The sequence below is a fragment of the Mesorhizobium sp. M2A.F.Ca.ET.042.01.1.1 genome, from assembly GCF_003997405.1.
GTDB lineage: Bacteria > Pseudomonadota > Alphaproteobacteria > Rhizobiales > Rhizobiaceae > Mesorhizobium.
In genome coordinates, this window is the sequence record NZ_RZRX01000157.1 from 1 (window position 1) to 14,995 (window position 14,995).

At 65.8% G+C, this 14,995-nt stretch carries 19 protein-coding genes and 1 pseudogene; 12 read left to right on the plus strand and 8 right to left on the minus strand.

The genetic code is table 11. From position 1 onward, the window contains the following. The 4 genes from EOA23_RS22100 to EOA23_RS22115 form a co-directional block, all read right to left on the minus strand. A partial coding sequence (locus EOA23_RS22100; protein WP_145966455.1) for a (2Fe-2S)-binding protein occupies positions 1-450 on the minus strand: 450 nt, incomplete at its 3' end. Beyond that, a complete protein-coding gene (locus EOA23_RS22105; RefSeq protein WP_127305698.1) occupies positions 450-1,310 on the minus strand; it encodes a xanthine dehydrogenase family protein subunit M in 861 nt (286 codons plus the stop codon). The genes EOA23_RS22105 and EOA23_RS22100, both read right to left, overlap by 1 nt. A 241-nt stretch (positions 1,311-1,551) precedes the next feature. After that, a complete protein-coding gene (locus tag EOA23_RS22110; RefSeq protein WP_127305699.1) occupies positions 1,552-2,088 on the minus strand; it encodes a DUF1629 domain-containing protein in 537 nt (178 codons plus the stop codon). A 105-nt stretch (positions 2,089-2,193) separates the two neighbouring features. Beyond that, positions 2,194-3,225, minus strand: coding sequence for an aldehyde reductase (locus tag EOA23_RS22115; RefSeq protein WP_127305700.1), 1,032 nt, complete (start codon positions 3,223-3,225; stop codon positions 2,194-2,196). Positions 3,226-3,354: 129 nt separating this feature from the next. Between EOA23_RS22115 and EOA23_RS22120 the strand changes: the two genes are divergently transcribed. The 3 genes from EOA23_RS22120 to EOA23_RS22130 all read left to right on the plus strand — a co-directional run bounded on the left by EOA23_RS22120 (position 3,355) and on the right by EOA23_RS22130 (position 5,883). Then, positions 3,355-4,326: an AraC family transcriptional regulator gene (locus tag EOA23_RS22120; protein ID WP_189341666.1), complete on the plus strand. Its 972-nt coding sequence runs from the start codon at positions 3,355-3,357 to the stop codon at positions 4,324-4,326. A 102-nt stretch (positions 4,327-4,428) separates the two neighbouring features. Then, on the plus strand, positions 4,429-4,776 hold the full coding sequence (locus EOA23_RS22125) for a VanZ family protein (protein ID WP_127305702.1): 348 nt from the start codon (positions 4,429-4,431) through the stop codon (positions 4,774-4,776). A gap of 114 nt (positions 4,777-4,890) precedes the next feature. Next, on the plus strand, positions 4,891-5,883 hold the full coding sequence (locus EOA23_RS22130; protein ID WP_127305703.1) for a GlxA family transcriptional regulator: 993 nt from the start codon (positions 4,891-4,893) through the stop codon (positions 5,881-5,883). Positions 5,884-5,952: 69 nt separating this feature from the next. On the opposite strand, the gene EOA23_RS22135 is transcribed toward EOA23_RS22130, so the two are convergent. Both EOA23_RS22135 and EOA23_RS22140 read right to left on the minus strand, forming a co-directional pair. After that, positions 5,953-6,708 (minus strand): hypothetical protein, encoded by a 756-nt coding sequence (locus EOA23_RS22135; protein ID WP_127305704.1) that lies wholly within the window; start codon positions 6,706-6,708, stop codon positions 5,953-5,955. 57 nt (positions 6,709-6,765) lie between these two features. Next, positions 6,766-7,602: a hypothetical protein gene (locus EOA23_RS22140; protein ID WP_127305705.1), complete on the minus strand. Its 837-nt coding sequence runs from the start codon at positions 7,600-7,602 to the stop codon at positions 6,766-6,768. A 568-nt stretch (positions 7,603-8,170) separates the two neighbouring features. Here EOA23_RS22140 and EOA23_RS22145 point away from each other — a divergent pair. The 9 genes from EOA23_RS22145 to EOA23_RS36545 all read left to right on the plus strand — a co-directional run bounded on the left by EOA23_RS22145 (position 8,171) and on the right by EOA23_RS36545 (position 14,190). After that, positions 8,171-9,490 carry an aspartate aminotransferase family protein gene (locus EOA23_RS22145; RefSeq protein ID WP_127305706.1) on the plus strand — a complete coding sequence of 440 codons (1,320 nt, stop codon included), beginning with the start codon at positions 8,171-8,173 and terminating at the stop codon, positions 9,488-9,490. Positions 9,491-9,503: 13 nt separating this feature from the next. Then, positions 9,504-10,655, plus strand: coding sequence for an FAD-binding oxidoreductase (locus EOA23_RS22150; RefSeq protein ID WP_127305707.1), 1,152 nt, complete (start codon positions 9,504-9,506; stop codon positions 10,653-10,655). Positions 10,656-10,864: 209 nt separating this feature from the next. Beyond that, a complete protein-coding gene (locus EOA23_RS22155) occupies positions 10,865-11,146 on the plus strand; it encodes a hypothetical protein (protein WP_245474298.1) in 282 nt (93 codons plus the stop codon). Positions 11,147-11,248: 102 nt separating this feature from the next. Beyond that, the gene (locus EOA23_RS22160) at positions 11,249-12,205 is read left to right on the plus strand and encodes an EamA family transporter (RefSeq protein WP_127305709.1); all 957 of its coding nucleotides are present in this window, start codon (positions 11,249-11,251) and stop codon (positions 12,203-12,205) included. A gap of 87 nt (positions 12,206-12,292) precedes the next feature. Further along, positions 12,293-12,556 (plus strand): hypothetical protein, encoded by a 264-nt coding sequence (locus EOA23_RS22165; RefSeq protein WP_127305710.1) that lies wholly within the window; start codon positions 12,293-12,295, stop codon positions 12,554-12,556. Positions 12,557-12,640: 84 nt separating this feature from the next. After that, positions 12,641-12,970, plus strand: a complete 330-nt coding sequence (locus EOA23_RS22170; RefSeq protein ID WP_127305711.1) for a hypothetical protein — start codon at positions 12,641-12,643, stop codon at positions 12,968-12,970. Then, positions 12,918-13,421 (plus strand): hypothetical protein, encoded by a 504-nt coding sequence (locus EOA23_RS22175; protein ID WP_127305712.1) that lies wholly within the window; start codon positions 12,918-12,920, stop codon positions 13,419-13,421. Before EOA23_RS22170 ends, EOA23_RS22175 begins: the two co-directional genes overlap by 53 nt. Next, positions 13,355-13,903, plus strand: coding sequence for an alpha/beta hydrolase (locus tag EOA23_RS36540; RefSeq protein ID WP_245474300.1), 549 nt, complete (start codon positions 13,355-13,357; stop codon positions 13,901-13,903). Before EOA23_RS22175 ends, EOA23_RS36540 begins: the two co-directional genes overlap by 67 nt. After that, positions 13,903-14,190: an alpha/beta hydrolase gene (locus EOA23_RS36545; protein ID WP_245474301.1), complete on the plus strand. Its 288-nt coding sequence runs from the start codon at positions 13,903-13,905 to the stop codon at positions 14,188-14,190. The genes EOA23_RS36540 and EOA23_RS36545 overlap by 1 nt, the downstream gene beginning before the upstream one ends. 17 nt (positions 14,191-14,207) lie before the next feature. Here EOA23_RS36545 and EOA23_RS22185 read toward each other — a convergent pair whose 3' ends face one another. Next, complete coding sequence (locus EOA23_RS22185; protein WP_042639681.1) at positions 14,208-14,663, minus strand: MaoC family dehydratase; 456 nt, start codon at positions 14,661-14,663, stop codon at positions 14,208-14,210. Further along, positions 14,660-14,995, minus strand: a pseudogene (locus EOA23_RS35750) (hypothetical protein); the annotation flags it as partial. The pseudogene EOA23_RS35750 and the gene EOA23_RS22185, both read right to left, overlap by 4 nt.

A 14,995-nucleotide genomic window follows, 5' to 3' on the forward strand; every position in this document is an offset into this window, starting at 1 on the left:
ATCCTGGACGGCGCGCACGATCTTGTCATAGCCGGTGCAGCGGCACAGGTTGCCGGCCAGCCCAAAGCGGATTTCCTCCTCGGTGGGCGAGGGGTTCTTCTCCAGCAGGTCCTTGGCCGCGATCAGGAAGCCCGGCGTGCAGACGCCGCATTGCAGGGCCGCATGCTCCAGGAACTTCTGCTGCAGGGGATGCAGCTGGTCGCCATGCGCCATGCCTTCGATGGTTTCGACCTTGCGGCCTTCGGCTTCCGCGCCCAGCACCAGGCAGGAGCAGACCAGGCGGCCGTCGACGATGACGCTGCAGGCGCCGCAGTCGCCGGTGCCGCAGCCTTCCTTGGCGCCGGTCAGGCCGAGCCGGTCGCGCAGCACTTCCAGCAGCGTCTCGTCGGGCTGGCAGAGATATTCGACGGCATCGCCGTTGATCGTGGTTGATACAGCTACACCAGCCATTATTTGCCTCCCGCACGCTTGTAGGCGATTGCCGCGACGCGCCTTGCCAGCACGCCCGCCACTTTCCGTCTGAATTCGATGGTGCCGCGCTTGTCGTCGATCGGCCGGCAGGCGCCGGAACAGATCTTCGCCAGTCGCTCCAGCGTTGCCTCGTCGAGCTTCGAGCCGACCAGCACCTGGCCCGCTTCCTCGACCAGAAGCACGGTGGGTGCCGCAGCGCCCAGCGCCACGCGCGCCGTCTTGATCGCGCCGTGATCGTCCAGCGTCAGGTTCACGCCGGCGCTCACCACCGCGATGTCCATTTCGGTGCGCGGAATGAAGCGCAGATAGGCATCGCCGGCATGCTCGGGACGCTTGTCGAGCAGGATCGCCTCGATGATCTCGCCCTTGGCCAAGGAGGTGCGGCCCGGTCCCGTTGGCACGGTCTCGACGGCAATGGTGCGCTTGCCCGAAGGCCCGGCGACCACCGCCTTGGCGCCGGCCGCCACCAGCGCCGGCACGCTGTCGGCGGCGGGCGAGGCGTTGCACAGATTGCCGGTGATGGTGCAGCGGCCCTGCACCTGCTTGGAGCCGATCAGGTTTGCGGCCTCGACCACGCCCGGCCACGCCTTGCGCACCGCCTTGTTCTCGCCCAGCACCGCGCAGGGCACCGCGGCGCCGATGCGGAATCCGTCAGCCGTTTCCGTGATGTCGGCCAGGCCGCCTATGCGCTTGATGTCGACGATCAGCTCAGGCTCGATGAAGCCGCCCTTCATCCTCACCAGCAAGTCGCTGCCTCCGGCCAGGATGGCGGCCGGTCCTACCGCCTTGGCGAGCTCGCCAACGGCATCTTCTATTGAAAGCGGACGTATGTAACGCATCGTCTCCCCTTGGTGATCGCTTTGTCAGCGACCGTTATAAAGCGTCTGGTTATAATGGCCATCCCGTTCGTGCATGTGCGGGTTGGGCCAGAGCCATGCTCCAGATGCGCCCAGAGGCCGGGCCAGGCATTCCTTCTCCCCGTCACTATACGGGGAGAAGGTGCCCGAAGGGCGGATGAGGGGCGGCGCCGGCGTTGGTGCTTGGCCGTCTCCGCCACAAACCGCAAAACTGTTATTCGCCTCAATCGACCGCCGTTCCGGATGTCCATACCGGCTCGAACGACACATTGCGCAACCCGGCCTTGCGCACCCGCTCGACGAACACGTCATTGACGAAGACCGGGAGGGCCCGCATCGGCAGCTTGAACACTTCCGCGCTCCCGATCTTCTCCGCGTCGAAGGCGTAGCGCTCGATCGCCAATATGTCGCCGCCGTCGAACCGCACGATGCGCGAGCGCGCCTCGTCCAGCGCGTCGATCACATGGGTGACGTTGAACAGCCAGACCTCCTCGCCACGCAGCGCGACAAGCTCGCCATAGGGCCGCAACGCCGCCGCCAGCGCCTCGACGGCCGGCCGACGCAACAGCGGCGCGTGCTCGCCGAGCCAGGGGAAATCGGAATAGAGGCGCTCGCCTTCCTCGGCGCGCCGCATCACCGGCGGCTTCCAGCCCTTGAGCGAGCGTCCATCGAGGCTGAAGAATTCCTCGTAAGCGTCGTCATCGACCGGCAGCACCCATTCCTGCCCCTCCGACACGGCGAATTGATGGATGGTCGTCATCGCCCGATGGCTCCGCTGGTTTCGTCCGAGGATCGCGGCTCCAGGCGGTTCGCCGAAAGCGCGCGGGGGCAACATGCACCGGCCCAGCGCGCCGTTCAAGGAAGCTCAGCCGCGCAGCAGGCCAAGCCGGATCAGGCTCTCGGCGCAGGATATGATCGCCTCCTCGCGCGAGCGGGGCGTCCAGCCCAGCAGGCGCTCGGCCTTCCTGCCCGTCGCGCTCATGTCGTAGTGGAGCAGCGGCACCACGCCCTTGAGCTGCGCGTTGGTTTCGGCGGCGATGCGCACCTGCTCGTCGGGCCACACCTGCGTCGACACTTTTTCGGCGGCCTTGCCCAGCCGCTGCCGCAGCAGTTCAGCGATCTCGACCATCCACATGCTTTCGCCCACGGTTGCGAGGAAGCGTTCGCCCTTGGCGGCCGGATCGGTCATGGCGCGCAGATGCAGGTCCGCCACGTCGCGCACGTCGACGCAGCAGGAACTGACATTGAGGCATCCCGGCTGGCCCTCCAGCATGTTGGCGATCAGCCTGATCGAGTGCGAATAGTCGGCGCCCAGCACCGGCCCGTAGACGGCGACCGGATTAATCGCCGCCAGCTCCAGCCCGTTGCCTTCACGCGCCACGAAATCCCAGGCGGCGCGCTCGGAAAGCGTCTTCGATTTCTGGTAGGGCGCGACATTGCCGGTCAGGTCGCTCCAGTCGGTTTCGTCGAAGGGCCTCCGGTGATCCGGCTTGTGGCCGACGCCGATCGCGCCGAAGGCCGATGTCAGCACCACGCGCTTGACGCCGGCGTCGCGCGCGGCCCTGAGCACGCGAAAATTGCCGTTGACGGCGGGTTCGATCCAATCCTCCTCGCGGGTCTGGTCGCCGGAAGGCGTCGGCGAGGCGCCATGCATCACATAGGCGTATCCGGCCGCCGCTTCCGCCCATCCTCGGTCGTCGGTGAGATCGGCGATGACGAAGGAGAGGCGGTCGCCCGCATCGACGCCGCCGACCTTGAGATGCGCGCGCACCTCCGCTTCCCGCCCTGGCGAGCGGATGGTCGTGCGCACGCGGTAGTCCGCGTTCAGCAGCGCCAGCATGCAGTGTTGCGCGATGAAGCCGGTGCCGCCGGTCACCAGGACGAGTTTGTCGGTCATATCATGCCTCGAAGGTTCAGAAGGGAGCGCCGCATGCGATCGCGTGGCGTTCGATAGGGGGGTAGGTAGGACGGCGCTTCTGTACTGTGAATGCTTGAAAATCCGCGTTTCCTGCGCGAGAGTACGGAAATGACGGTCGATCCCTTCTCCGATGTTCTCACGCTCACCAATGCCGAGGCGGTCGTGACGGGCGGCTTCACCGCCGGCGGCCCGTGGGCGATCAGCTTCCCCGGCCGCGACAAGATCAAGTTCTTCGCCGTGGTGAAGGGCAGCTGCTGGGTCACCCTCGAAGGTGAGCCAGAACCCTTCCGGTTCGAAACCGGCGATGTCGGGCTGCTGGCGGCGCGGCGCAGCTTCGTGCTCGCCAGCGACCCTGGCGTTCCACCGGTCGACGCGATGAGCCTGTTCACCGGCGCCGGCCGCACGCTGGCGACGCTCGGCGACGGCTCGGAATTCGCCCATATCGGCGGCCATGTCCTGCTCGATCCGGCGCGCGGCGGGCTGCTGGCGGATTTGTTGCCGCCATGGATCCACACGCGCGCGGCGTCGCCCCAGGCGGCCATCTTCCGCTGGCTGCTCGACCGGCTGATCGAGGAAAGGGACGCCGGCCAGCCCGGCGCTGAGCTCGCCTCGGCGCAGCTGACGCAACTGCTCTTCATCGAGATCCTGCGCTCGCATCTCGACAGAGCGAGCCTGATGCCCGCCGGCTGGCTCAAGGCGCTGGCCGAGCCGCGCATCGCGCCGGCACTGCGCCTGATGCATGGCGATCCGGCCCGCGCCTGGCATCTGGAGGAACTGGCGAAAGCCTGCGCCATGTCGCGCACCTCGTTCGCCGTCCATTTCAGGACGGTCGCCGGCGTCGCGCCGCTGGCCTATCTGACCGAATGGCGCATGCGCCTTGCCGAGCGCGCCTTGCGCGAGGAGCGGACGCCCGTGGCCGTCGTCGCCCGCACGCTCGGCTATACGTCCGAAAGCGCCTTCAGCAACGCCTTCAAACGCGTCAGCGGCAAGTCGCCGATGGCGTATCGGGCATCGCTGAACGGCGGGAAGGATTTCGGACGCCCGCTGCCGGGCAAGGGCGCTGATGCCGTCCCGGTTTGATGGCATCGCCGGGAAGGCATGGCGCCGCCGGTGTGGGCGGACCAAGCCGCGGCCGGGCGCCGGCAATATTGTTATCGCGGCCTGCGGCCTGTAAGAGCGGGCATGACCTCCATTTCCCGTCTCGCCGCGCTCGCCCTGCTGGCTCTCATCACCTTTGCGACGCTGTCGCCCATCGAACTGCGGCCACGCTTGAGCGACCCCAACATCGAGCGCGCCTTGGCCTACGTCCTGCTGGGGGTGGCCCTGGCGCTCGGGTTCCCGTCCCGCGTGACGCAGACCGTGCTGTTCGTTTGCGCGGTGGCCGGCGTTCTCGAGGTCCTGCAGCTGTTCGACCCTGGCCGGCACGCGCGTTTTGTCGATGGCCTGCTCAAGGCGGCGGCGGGCGTCGCAGGGATCGTCCTGGGGCGCTTCGTTGTCACCTTGCTGAGCCGCGCCGCCGAGCGGCGCTAGACCGCTGCCTCGCGCCAGAGTGGTGTTGCGACCTCATGCGCGTCGTATTCAGAGGGCTCGCCGCAAGGATTTCCGCATAAGCTGCGGCCGAACGATGGACGATCCCGGAAGCAGATGGCTAAAAAGTTCGCATTTCTCCTGGTGCGCGATTTCACGCTCTCGCCGCTGTCGCTGTTCATCGACACGCTGAGGCTCGCCGGCGACGAGGGCGACCGCAGCCGCCGGGTCGAGTTCGACTGGGAGATCGTCGGCGAGCGCGGCCTGCCGATCCGCGCCAGCTGCGGCGTTGAATTGCTGCCGACCAAGGCGATCGGCAATCCGGAGGATTTCGACAATGTCGTGGTGGTCGGCGGCCTGCTCGACACCAGCCGCGGGCTGAGTTCGGAAAAGGAGGCGTTCCTGATGCGCGCCGCCGAGAAAGGCGTGCCGCTCACCGCGCTCTGCACCGGCAGCTTCGTTTTGGCGCGCTACGGGTTGCTCGACGGCTACAGCGCCGCCGTCAGCTGGTTCCACATCAAGGATTTCCGCGCCGAGTTCCCCGATGTGAGCGCGCATGCAGACAGCCTCTATTCCGTCGACAGGGGCCGCGCCACCTGCGCCGGCGGCACCGGCGCCGCCGACCTCGCCGGCTATTTCGTCTCGCAGTTCATCGGCCAGAAGGCGGCGGAGAAGGCGGCCAAGATCCTGGTGCTCGACCGCATCCGCTCCAGCCGCGACGTGCAGCCGGTCGGCGACCTTTTTCCGGCCGCCGCGAGCCGCGCGGTGAAGCGGGCGCTGCTCCTGATGGAAAGCAATTTGCAGGAGACACTCTCGGTCGCCGAGATCGCCGCCAGGATGAACTGCTCGCGCCGCCAGCTCGAGCGCCTGTTCGGCGCCGAGCTCGGCATCGGCCCGATGGCCGCCTACCTGGCGCTGCGGGTGCACTACGCCAAATCGCTGCTGGAAGGCAGCGACCTCGCCATCGGCGAGATCGCCTATCGCTGCGGCTTCCCCAATGCCGGCCATTTCAGCCGCGTCTTCCGCCAGCAGACCGGCATCACGCCGACCCATCTCAGGCACCCGAACCGGACAGTGGCGAATGACGTTGCCGGTAGCGGTGCCAAGTAGCAGGCCCTGTGGACGATCTCGGTAAAGCGGGCAACTCCACCGGTGTTCCAGGCCATTGACGGCCGGTTGCTACGTTACCGCGATCACCTTTCTCGTCGCATCGAGGTGACAGATGACTTTCGCTTGCCGCACCTGGATGCCACCTGGGAGCGCATAATTTATCCGCACCTCGATCGGCGCCGCCTGACCGGCTTTGCGTTGGCGCATCGGACCGGCGCTGACCGCGTATACGCGCACAGCGCCAAGGGGCCTCGCGGCCGCTACGATCGCCGCACGGCACGCGCTCACGACATTGGTCGGCGTGCCCGGCATCGCTTTCAGCAGGGGCGCAAAGGGATAGCCCGTCGCAAACCGCCCGCCGCCACCTGTACGGGAAGGCTTGAGGACGGATGGCAGGCTGACCGCGGTTTTTGCGCTTTTGGCAAAGAAAACGGCGGGGTCGTCGGGGGGCGCGGCGTCCGTGGTGCCTGACGTGGCGGTCCCTGTCGAAACGCCTGCGCTTACGCCGCCTGGAGAAGCACTGCCAACCGAAACGCCCGCGCCGACTGACCCTGTGTCAGCGTTCGCGGACGCGCCGACACTCGTCCCACCTGCGCTCACTGACGCACCAACGCTCACGCCTCCTGTGCCCGCTGACGCGCCAACACTTGCGCCGCCCGCACCACCGACACTTGCCCCCACCCCTGCGGAAACACCTTGCGATCCGGCGCCCACTCCAGCGCCAACGCCAACGCCGCCGATCTTGCCGCCACCACCGATATCAAGGGCCGCCGCCGGTCCGGTAGCGACTGCGATCATCATGGCGACTGCCACGTATTTGCCCATTTCGGGACCCTCCTGCGGCATGCGTTCGTGTTAACCCAATTGTGTTCCTGGCGATGGTCATTGAGGTGGGAGCGGCAGCAAGGCGTCGGGGAGCCTAATCGTCGTCGCCGCCAGATCCCGTTTCGGTGATCCTGCCATCTTCGCTTTGCTTTTGCCCTGCAAGCCTGTTTGACCGACAAGTTTGCCATCCTGGCCGGTAAGGGAAACTGCGGTGGAACGCGTGCTGGGTGCGCGCTCTATTTGTGCTGTGCGACGCGCACCTTGCGCGTTGACCAGGTCGATCGCCTTTCGCGCAGCGGTAAGGGCAACGGACATATCGATCAGTTTTTGACGCGCTTGCTCCAATGCTGCGCTCAAGTCGGCGGATGCCTGCTTTGCCACGTCTCTTTCCCGACGGGTACCGTCGAGATCGCTTGCGGCCGAAACCGCGCGGGCACGTTCCAGGTCCAATGCTTCGTTGGCATGCTTTGCGGCAGCGACCGCCAGCTGGAGGTCGGTGGCTCGCTCGGCCACGGCCAAATCTGCGCGTTTCTTTTCGGCGTCGGCGGCCTGGCGGGCCATGGCGAGTTCTTGCTCGGATTGCTCCACCTTGTGCCGCTCATCGGCGAGCGATTGGTTCGCCTCGGCCAGGGATGCTTCCATGGCGTTGCGTGCTTCGTTCGAGGAAATGGCTTGTGCTTTCAGGCCTTCGATGACGCGCTGCGCCGCCTCCAGATCGAGTTTGAGGGCCTCGTTGCTCTGGTTCGCCTCATTCAAGGCTTTTGCTTGCTCCGCGGAAGTGCCGGCCAACACCTTTGCCTGCGCGCTCGCCGTACGCTCGGCGTGCTGGCTTAGGTCCAACTGGGCCTTTGTCGACGCCAGTTCACTCCGCGCCGCAACGATCTGCTGCTGCATTTCGGCGCCGTTGTCTGCGGGAGATATCGCCGCCAGGAGGAGGATGCATACCGGAACGGCGCTCCACCTCCAGTGGCGCACGCTGAAGCGAACCCATGCCGGGCGCGTGTCGAACTCCTCGTAAGATCCATGTGTGAGTGTCACTGGCCAGGGTCCTCTGTTTGCTAGGCACTCCTCGCGGTGCTCAAGAAACACGCCAAAGTGACTGCGCGTGCGTAGATTGAGATTTTTCCTTGTAACAGTCTGCCTCAAGTTGAAGTGAATAAACAACCGTGAAAAAATTGCCTTGTTTAGAATTGCTTCGCCATTTTATACCGGATACGTCTTCCGACGTACGTAGCATCATCCAAATGGACTAGATGTCGAGCCTGGTCGTTCCGATGTGGAACTTGTCGACGGCCGTTGACCAGCGTCGGACGCTCAAAGCGAGATCATGTCTTCGCATTCACGCGCTGGTCGCCTCGCATGCCCGGCCTGGCCGATTGCGCCGGCGCGCAAACGAACCGTAGCTTCGTGACGAGCGGCCATTGCGTCGCCGTTTCAGCCTTCTAAGTCGCCTTGGAGAGCCATGCCGCATTATCCCGACGCCATGCCCGGATCGAAAGCCCTGTTCGAGCGCGCCAGGAAGGTGATGCCGGGCGGCAACACGCGCACCACGGTCTTTATCGACCCGTTCCCGATCTATGCCGAACGCGGGGAGGGCTGCAGGGTCTGGGATGTCGACGGCAATGTCTATTACGACTGCATCAACAATTTCACCGCGATGATCCATGGCTATGCCCATCCCGACGTCACCGCGGCCGTGGCCGGGCAGCTGCCGCTTGGCACCGCCTTCGGCGCCCCGACGCTGAGCGAGATCGAGCTTGCCGAGCTCCTGGTTGAGCGGCTGCCCTCGGTCGATCAGGTCCGCTTCACCAACTCCGGCACGGAGGGCGTGATGATGGCGATCAAGGGCGCGCGCGCCTTCACCTTGCGGCCGAAGATCGTCAAGATCGAGGGCGCCTATCACGGCTCCTATGATTTCGCCGAAGTGAGCCTGGATTCCTCGCCGGCCAATTGGGGTGACCTGCCGAGGTCGACGGCCTACGCCAAGGGCACGCCGCGCGGCGTGCTGGACGACGTGATCGCCGTGCCCTTCAACGACACCGAGGCCTTGCGCGCCGTCTTTGCCGCCGAGGGCGACGGCATCGCGGCCGTGCTGATCGACCCGATGCCCAACCGCGCCGGCCTCATTCCGGCGCGCCGGGATTACCTTCAGGCCATGGTCGAGATCGCCCATGCGGCGGGCGCGCTGGTCATCTTCGACGAGGTCATCTCGTTTCGCCTGGGATGGTCCGGCGCGCAAGGCTTGTGGGGCATCGAGCCCGACCTGACGGCGCTCGGAAAAATCATCGGCGGCGGTTTTCCGGTCGGCGCGGTCGGCGGGCGCGCCGACATCATGGCGGTGTTCGATCCAACCGCCGGTAAGCCGGCACTTCCGCATGGCGGCACCTTCACCGCCAATCCGGTGACGATGCGCGCCGGCCTTGCCTCGATGCGGGCGCTGACGAAGGAGAGCTTCGCCCATCTCGATCGTCTCGGCGCGTTCCTGCGCGACGGGATCACCGCCTCGTTCGAAAAGCACGGTCTTGCCGGCCAATGTGTCGGCCTCGGCTCGCTGTTCAAGGTTCATTTCACCTCGCACCCCGTCACGGATTACCGGTCCGTCTATCCGGGCCAGGCCGAGCGCGCGAAGTCCGACGCCTTCCACAAGGGCCTGCTCGACCGTGGCGTGCTCTCCGCCAGCTACGGCCTGTTCGCCTTGTCGACGCCGATGACCGAGGCGGAAGCCGGCGCCATCCTTCAAGCGATCGACGAGACCCTGGGCGACATCGCCGCGCAGTCGTGAAAGCAGGCCGCAGATGACAGCTTCTCCTCATGTCGTGGTGATCGGCGCGGGCACGCTGGGCATGTGCACGGCGCTTAACCTCGTCGAGCAGGGCGCGCGCGTCACGGTGCTCGAAGCGCAGTCGATCGCGTCGGGGTCGAGCGGCCGGTCCGTCGGCGTCGTCGGATCGCAGCTGACCGATCCGTTCGAGATCATGCTGCGCGTCCATTCGCTGCGCCGGTTCCGCCAATGGGAGGGCGAGGGGCTTCGCTTCAACCATATCGGCTATCTGCGGCTGGCGCGCACGCAAGCGCAGATGGCGCTGTTCGCGAGATCGGTCGAGATCCAGGGCGAGGCGGGCTTAAGGTCGCGCCTGATCCGCGCCAACGAGCTCCGGGACCTCGTGCCGCACATCAATCCCGACGGACTCGAAGGCGGGTTGTTCGGACCCGACAACGGCTTCCTCGATCCGTACGAAATGTGCAATTTCCTGGCCGGCATCGTGCGCGCCAAGGGCGGCGAGATCCGCCAGTACCGCAAGCTGCTTGGCGTAGAACGGCGGTCGGGCGGCTATACGCTGGAGACCAGTCATGGCCCGATGGATTGCGATGTCGTGATCAATGCGGGCGGCGCCTGGGCGCCGCAGGTCGCAGCGCTTTTCGGCCAGCGCCTGCACATCTGGCCAGAGCGCCACGAGGCCGTCGTCATCCATCTCGACGAGCCGCTCGGTTACACCATGCCGATGGTGATGGACCTGGTGAACGGCGAAGGCAGCGGCCTCAATTTCCGCCACGAAAAGCCAAGCGAGCTGATCGCCGAGATCCACAAGGTGAAGTCGATCGCGCCGGAAGATCCCGACAATTACAACGACCAGTGCGAGGAGCAGTCGAAGGTCGATCTGGCCGAGCTGCTTCTGGAACGTGTGCCCGACCTGCCTGGCGCGCGGCTCGGCCGGGGCTGGGCGGGCCTTTATCCGGTGACGGCCGACCATCGCCCGTTTGTCGGGCCGATCGATGCCTCGGAGCCCACGCTGATCACCGCCGCCGGCGCCGGCGGCTACGGCATCCAGCTCGCCCCGGTCATCGGCCAGATCGCCGCCGACTGGGTGCTTCACGGCGCGCCGGTTTCGGTACCTGGTTCGCAGAGCCTCGCGCCATCGGCCGAGCGCAACATTCCCGGGCACTGACCGGTGCGTTTTGACGAGGCCGAACGTCTAAGATGCGACCGTTCGCGTTAACCATCAATTAACTATCCGGTCGCCTTCAATAGTGTTCTGGAGGATACTTGAGTCTGGCCGCGAGCGATGGTCTCGCGACGCCGGAACTAGAACAGAAGCGGCGCCATCGCCGCCATCTGCCGGGGAGGCGCCCAGCATCTTTGATGAGGAGCGCCGGCATGAATATAGAGGAAGCAGTCACTGCGGCGACGGCGGGGTCGGGAGCGCTTCTCTCCTGTCTCGGCCAGCCGGTCGTGGCCTATCACGTCACGGCCATCATGCGCGAAACCGACCGGAGTCATGCGCGGCAGATGCAGCTCGCTCTATTGCGGCGAAGCATCGAGGCTCTGGTCGACGACGGCCTCGAAGACATCGAGGCCGAACGCTTCGCAACGCAGTTCAATGGCCGCGTCGGCTCGGCCTGGGATCGTCTGCATCCGGCCGGTGACACATCGCACTGATCTTTGGACGGTGGTCCTCCATCGCCGGCCATATGTGACAACCCCGGGATGAGGTAGACTGCCGCTTACGTCTGGGCTGACGTTCTCGAACGGGGGCATGCGATGCAGGCGATACCGATAGCGCATCCAGCGGAGCAATCTGCCGCGATCTCGATACCCTCGCTAGGCGGCTATCCGACCGCCGTCTTGTGCTGGCTGCTTTCGGCCGGCGTCTATATCGCGGCCAAATGGGTGGCGCCGGAAATGCCGCCCTGGGGGTTGTGCTTCTGGCGGCTCTTGCTCGCCTTTGCCATCCTGTTGCCGATCGTGCACCGCCATCACGGCGCCATGCTGGCGCTTCTCAAATCCCGGCCTCTTGAGATCGTCGCCGTCGGCGCGATCGGCCTGACGTTTTGCCAGGGCATGATCTACCGTGGACTGAACGACACCGACGCGACCACGGCCGGCATCATCATGGCGATGTCGCCTATCATGACCATGGTGCTGGCGCGCCTGGTGCTGGGCGAACCGCTCGGCCTCTGGAAAGCGCTCGGCGCGGTTGCGGCACTTGCCGGCATGCTGGTCATCGTCGCGCATGGCAATATCGGCGCGCTGGTGCAACTGCGCTTCAACATCGGCGAATTGTGGATCGTCGGCAGCGCCTTCTGCTGGGCGCTCTACACGGTGCTGCTGCGCCGCTCCAAATTCGGCCTCGAGCTTCTGCCGTTGGTGGTCCTCCTGCTCGGCGCCGGCGCGCTGGTGGCGCTGCCGTTCCATCTCTGGGAGATATTCAACGACGAGCGCTCCGCCCTGAACGGCAATGGCCTGCTCGCGCTCGCTTATCTGGCCGGCCCCGGCGGCGCGCTGATGTATTATCTCTACAACAAAAGCGTCGAGACGCTGGGCGCCAGCCGGGCAAGCATGCTGCTCTATCTGCAGACGCTGTTCGTCGCCATCCTCGCCTATCTGCTGCTCGGCGAGAGCCTGCATGATTACGATCTGATCGGCGCGGCCTTCATCGTCGTCGGTGTCGTGCTGGCAACGGTCATCAAGCCAAGGGCGGTTCCATCCAAGGCGTGAGCAGGCCCCAAAGCAGCTCGCTTAACATATGTGGATGTCTCCGCCGCCAAGTCGATCTGTCGCCTTGGCGGGGCGGAGAAAATCGGCATGGACTGCTTCACCAGGCTCGAAGCGTTGATCGACACCGGCAGCGCCGACGCGGTCGAGGAAGCTCGCGCTCTGCTCAAGCATCTCGCTGCCGGCTCACGCGCCGCTTTCGACGCGGTGGACGAATTCCTGATCGAGTTGATGACGCTGGCCTTCCTGGTCGAGGCCGGCCTGGAAGCCTTTCACAACCCGGCGCGGCGCCTCGCGCGCCTCAGGCTCTCACGATTGAAGCTGCTGCTGCCTCGAACCGCCAAGCTTTCCTAAATTAGCCATTTTTGCTATTGGCTGCCCTTCGCAGCGGCGCCCTCGGCCGAAGAGGACCATGGCGATCGACAAGCGCGTGAACGCATGAACGGCCCTCAGCACAGGCTGGAGCTGCGCGTGCTTGGCGATTTTCAGGTAACGCGCGACGGCGGCAGGTTAAGCGGCTGGCCGTCGCGCAAGACGCGGGCGCTGCTTGCCTACCTCGCCGTCACCGCCAGGCAGCATCAGCGCGAGCGGTTATGCGAGATATTCTGGGACATTCCCGACGACCCGCGCGGCGCCTTGCGCTGGAGCCTCTCCAAGATCCGCCAGGTGCTGGCCGCCGACGAATCCGCTTTGAGCGCCGACCGCATAGTCCGTCGTGCTGAACATCGCGACGGACTATGCGCAGCTGGCGCCGCTGGTGAAGGCTGACCTTTCGTCACACCCGACCGACGAGCTTGAAGCCGTCCTGGCCTCGATCCGCGGCGGCTTTCTCGCCGACCTCTCGCTCGAGCGCTGCTTCGACTATGAAGCCTGGCGACAGGCCATCGCCAGCGAGGTGGAGATCGTCGAGCTTGGCATCCTGCGCGAGCTGGTTGAGCGTCTGGCCAATGAGCCGCGACGGGCGCTGCCCTTCGCCCGGCGCTTGCGCCGCCTCCTGCCGGACGACGCCGGCCTCGCCGCCGAGACCGAGGCGCTGGAGGAGAAGGTTCGGTCGGCTGCCGCTCAGGCAACCGGCCGCGCGCCGCAGTCTGCTCCCCCACGCCGCCGCCGCCGTCGAAACCCGCTGCGTTACCGCAGGATCCCGGCCGCGCCGTGCAATTCTGCCGGGCTCTCGACGGCACCAGGCTCGCCTATGCCAGCACCGGCAGCGGCTCGGTGATCCTGCGCGCCGCGCACTGGATGTCGCATCTCACCTTCGACTGGGACAGCCCGATCTGGCGGCACTGGATGCGTGAACTGTCGCGCCACAATCGGCTGGTGCGATATGACGAACGCTGCAACGGCTTGTCGAAGCGCCATGTCATCGACATCTCGTTCGAGACCATGGTGTCTGACCTCGAATGCGTGGTCGAGGCTACAGGGCTCGACCGCTTCACCTTGCTCGGCTTGTCGCAGAGCTGCGCGGTTTCCATCGCCTATGCCATCCGCCATCCCGAGAAAGTATCGGGCATGATCCTCTATGGCGGTTACGTCAAAGGCTGGCGGGCACGCGGCGACGCCGGCGAGATCGCGACGCGCGAGGCCGTGGCGACGCTGATGCGCGAGAGCTGGGGCAAGCCGAACCCGATGTTCCGCCAGGCCTTCTGCTCCATGTTCATCCCCGGCGCCACCACGAGCATTTCGCTTGGATGGACGATCTGATGCTGCGTACTGTCTCGCCCGACGATGCCTGGCGCCTGCAGAGCGCCTTTTCAGTGATCGACGTCAGCGATTTGCTGGAAAAGGTGAAGGTGCCGACGCTGGTGCTGCACGCGCGCGATGACAACGTCGCTCCCGTCGAATCCGGGCGCACCATGGCCGCGGGCATTCCCGGCGCGCATTTCATCGAGCTCGAGAGCCAGAACCACATCCTGCTCGAAGGCGAACCCGCCTTCGAGGAGTTCATAGACCACGTTCGCGCTTTCATCGCCGAGACGGCGGGCAGGTAAGCGGATACGCGAAGTCCTCAACCCTTGGCGAGCGGCACCGTAAAAACCGTCGCGGTGCCGGTGAGGCAAAGCTCGCCGGCTTCGTTGCGCACCGACGTCTCCAGCTTCGTGATCGGCTTGTCGGCGCGCACCTCCTTGACCTCGACGCGGCCGGTGATCAGCTCGCCGACGCCGACCGCCTTGACGAATTTCCACGACACTTCGAGGAACACCGAACCGGGGCCGGGGAGGTCTTCTGCGACCACCGCGTTCAGGATCCCGGAGGTGACGCCGCCCTGCACGATGAGCTTGCCGAACACCGACGCCTCGGCCAGTGCCTTGTCGTAATGCAATGGGTTACGGTCGCCGGTCATCTCGGCGAAGGCGTCGATATCCTGCGCCTGCGTGCGCCGCGAGCGCTCGGCAAAGGCGCCCACCTTTGGCCGGCCCCTGACGACGCCGACCCAGCCGTCATTTATCACATGCACAGTCATGGCCTTGCTCCTGTTCGGTTGCGAGAAATCTTTGCGCCGACCGGCGGTCGGTCCTGATTTGCCGGCGCCCGATAGGTTTCGGGCTTCGAGGCGCGGCGGCCGGGCATGGGCTGGCCTGCCAGCGCCTGCACCTCAGCCTTCAGCACCGCGCTGAAGCGGCGATGCCGCTCGCCGATATCGTCGAGCGTCCAGTCGAAGCCGGCGATCGCGTCGGTAGTATCCAGGATCTGGTTGGCGATCAGGTCGCGCTGCTGCTGCCAGATCGCGAATGCCGCCTCCGAGCCGTCGAGGATGGCGCGCGCCAGGCCCTCGGCGTCGCGCAGCGCATCGGA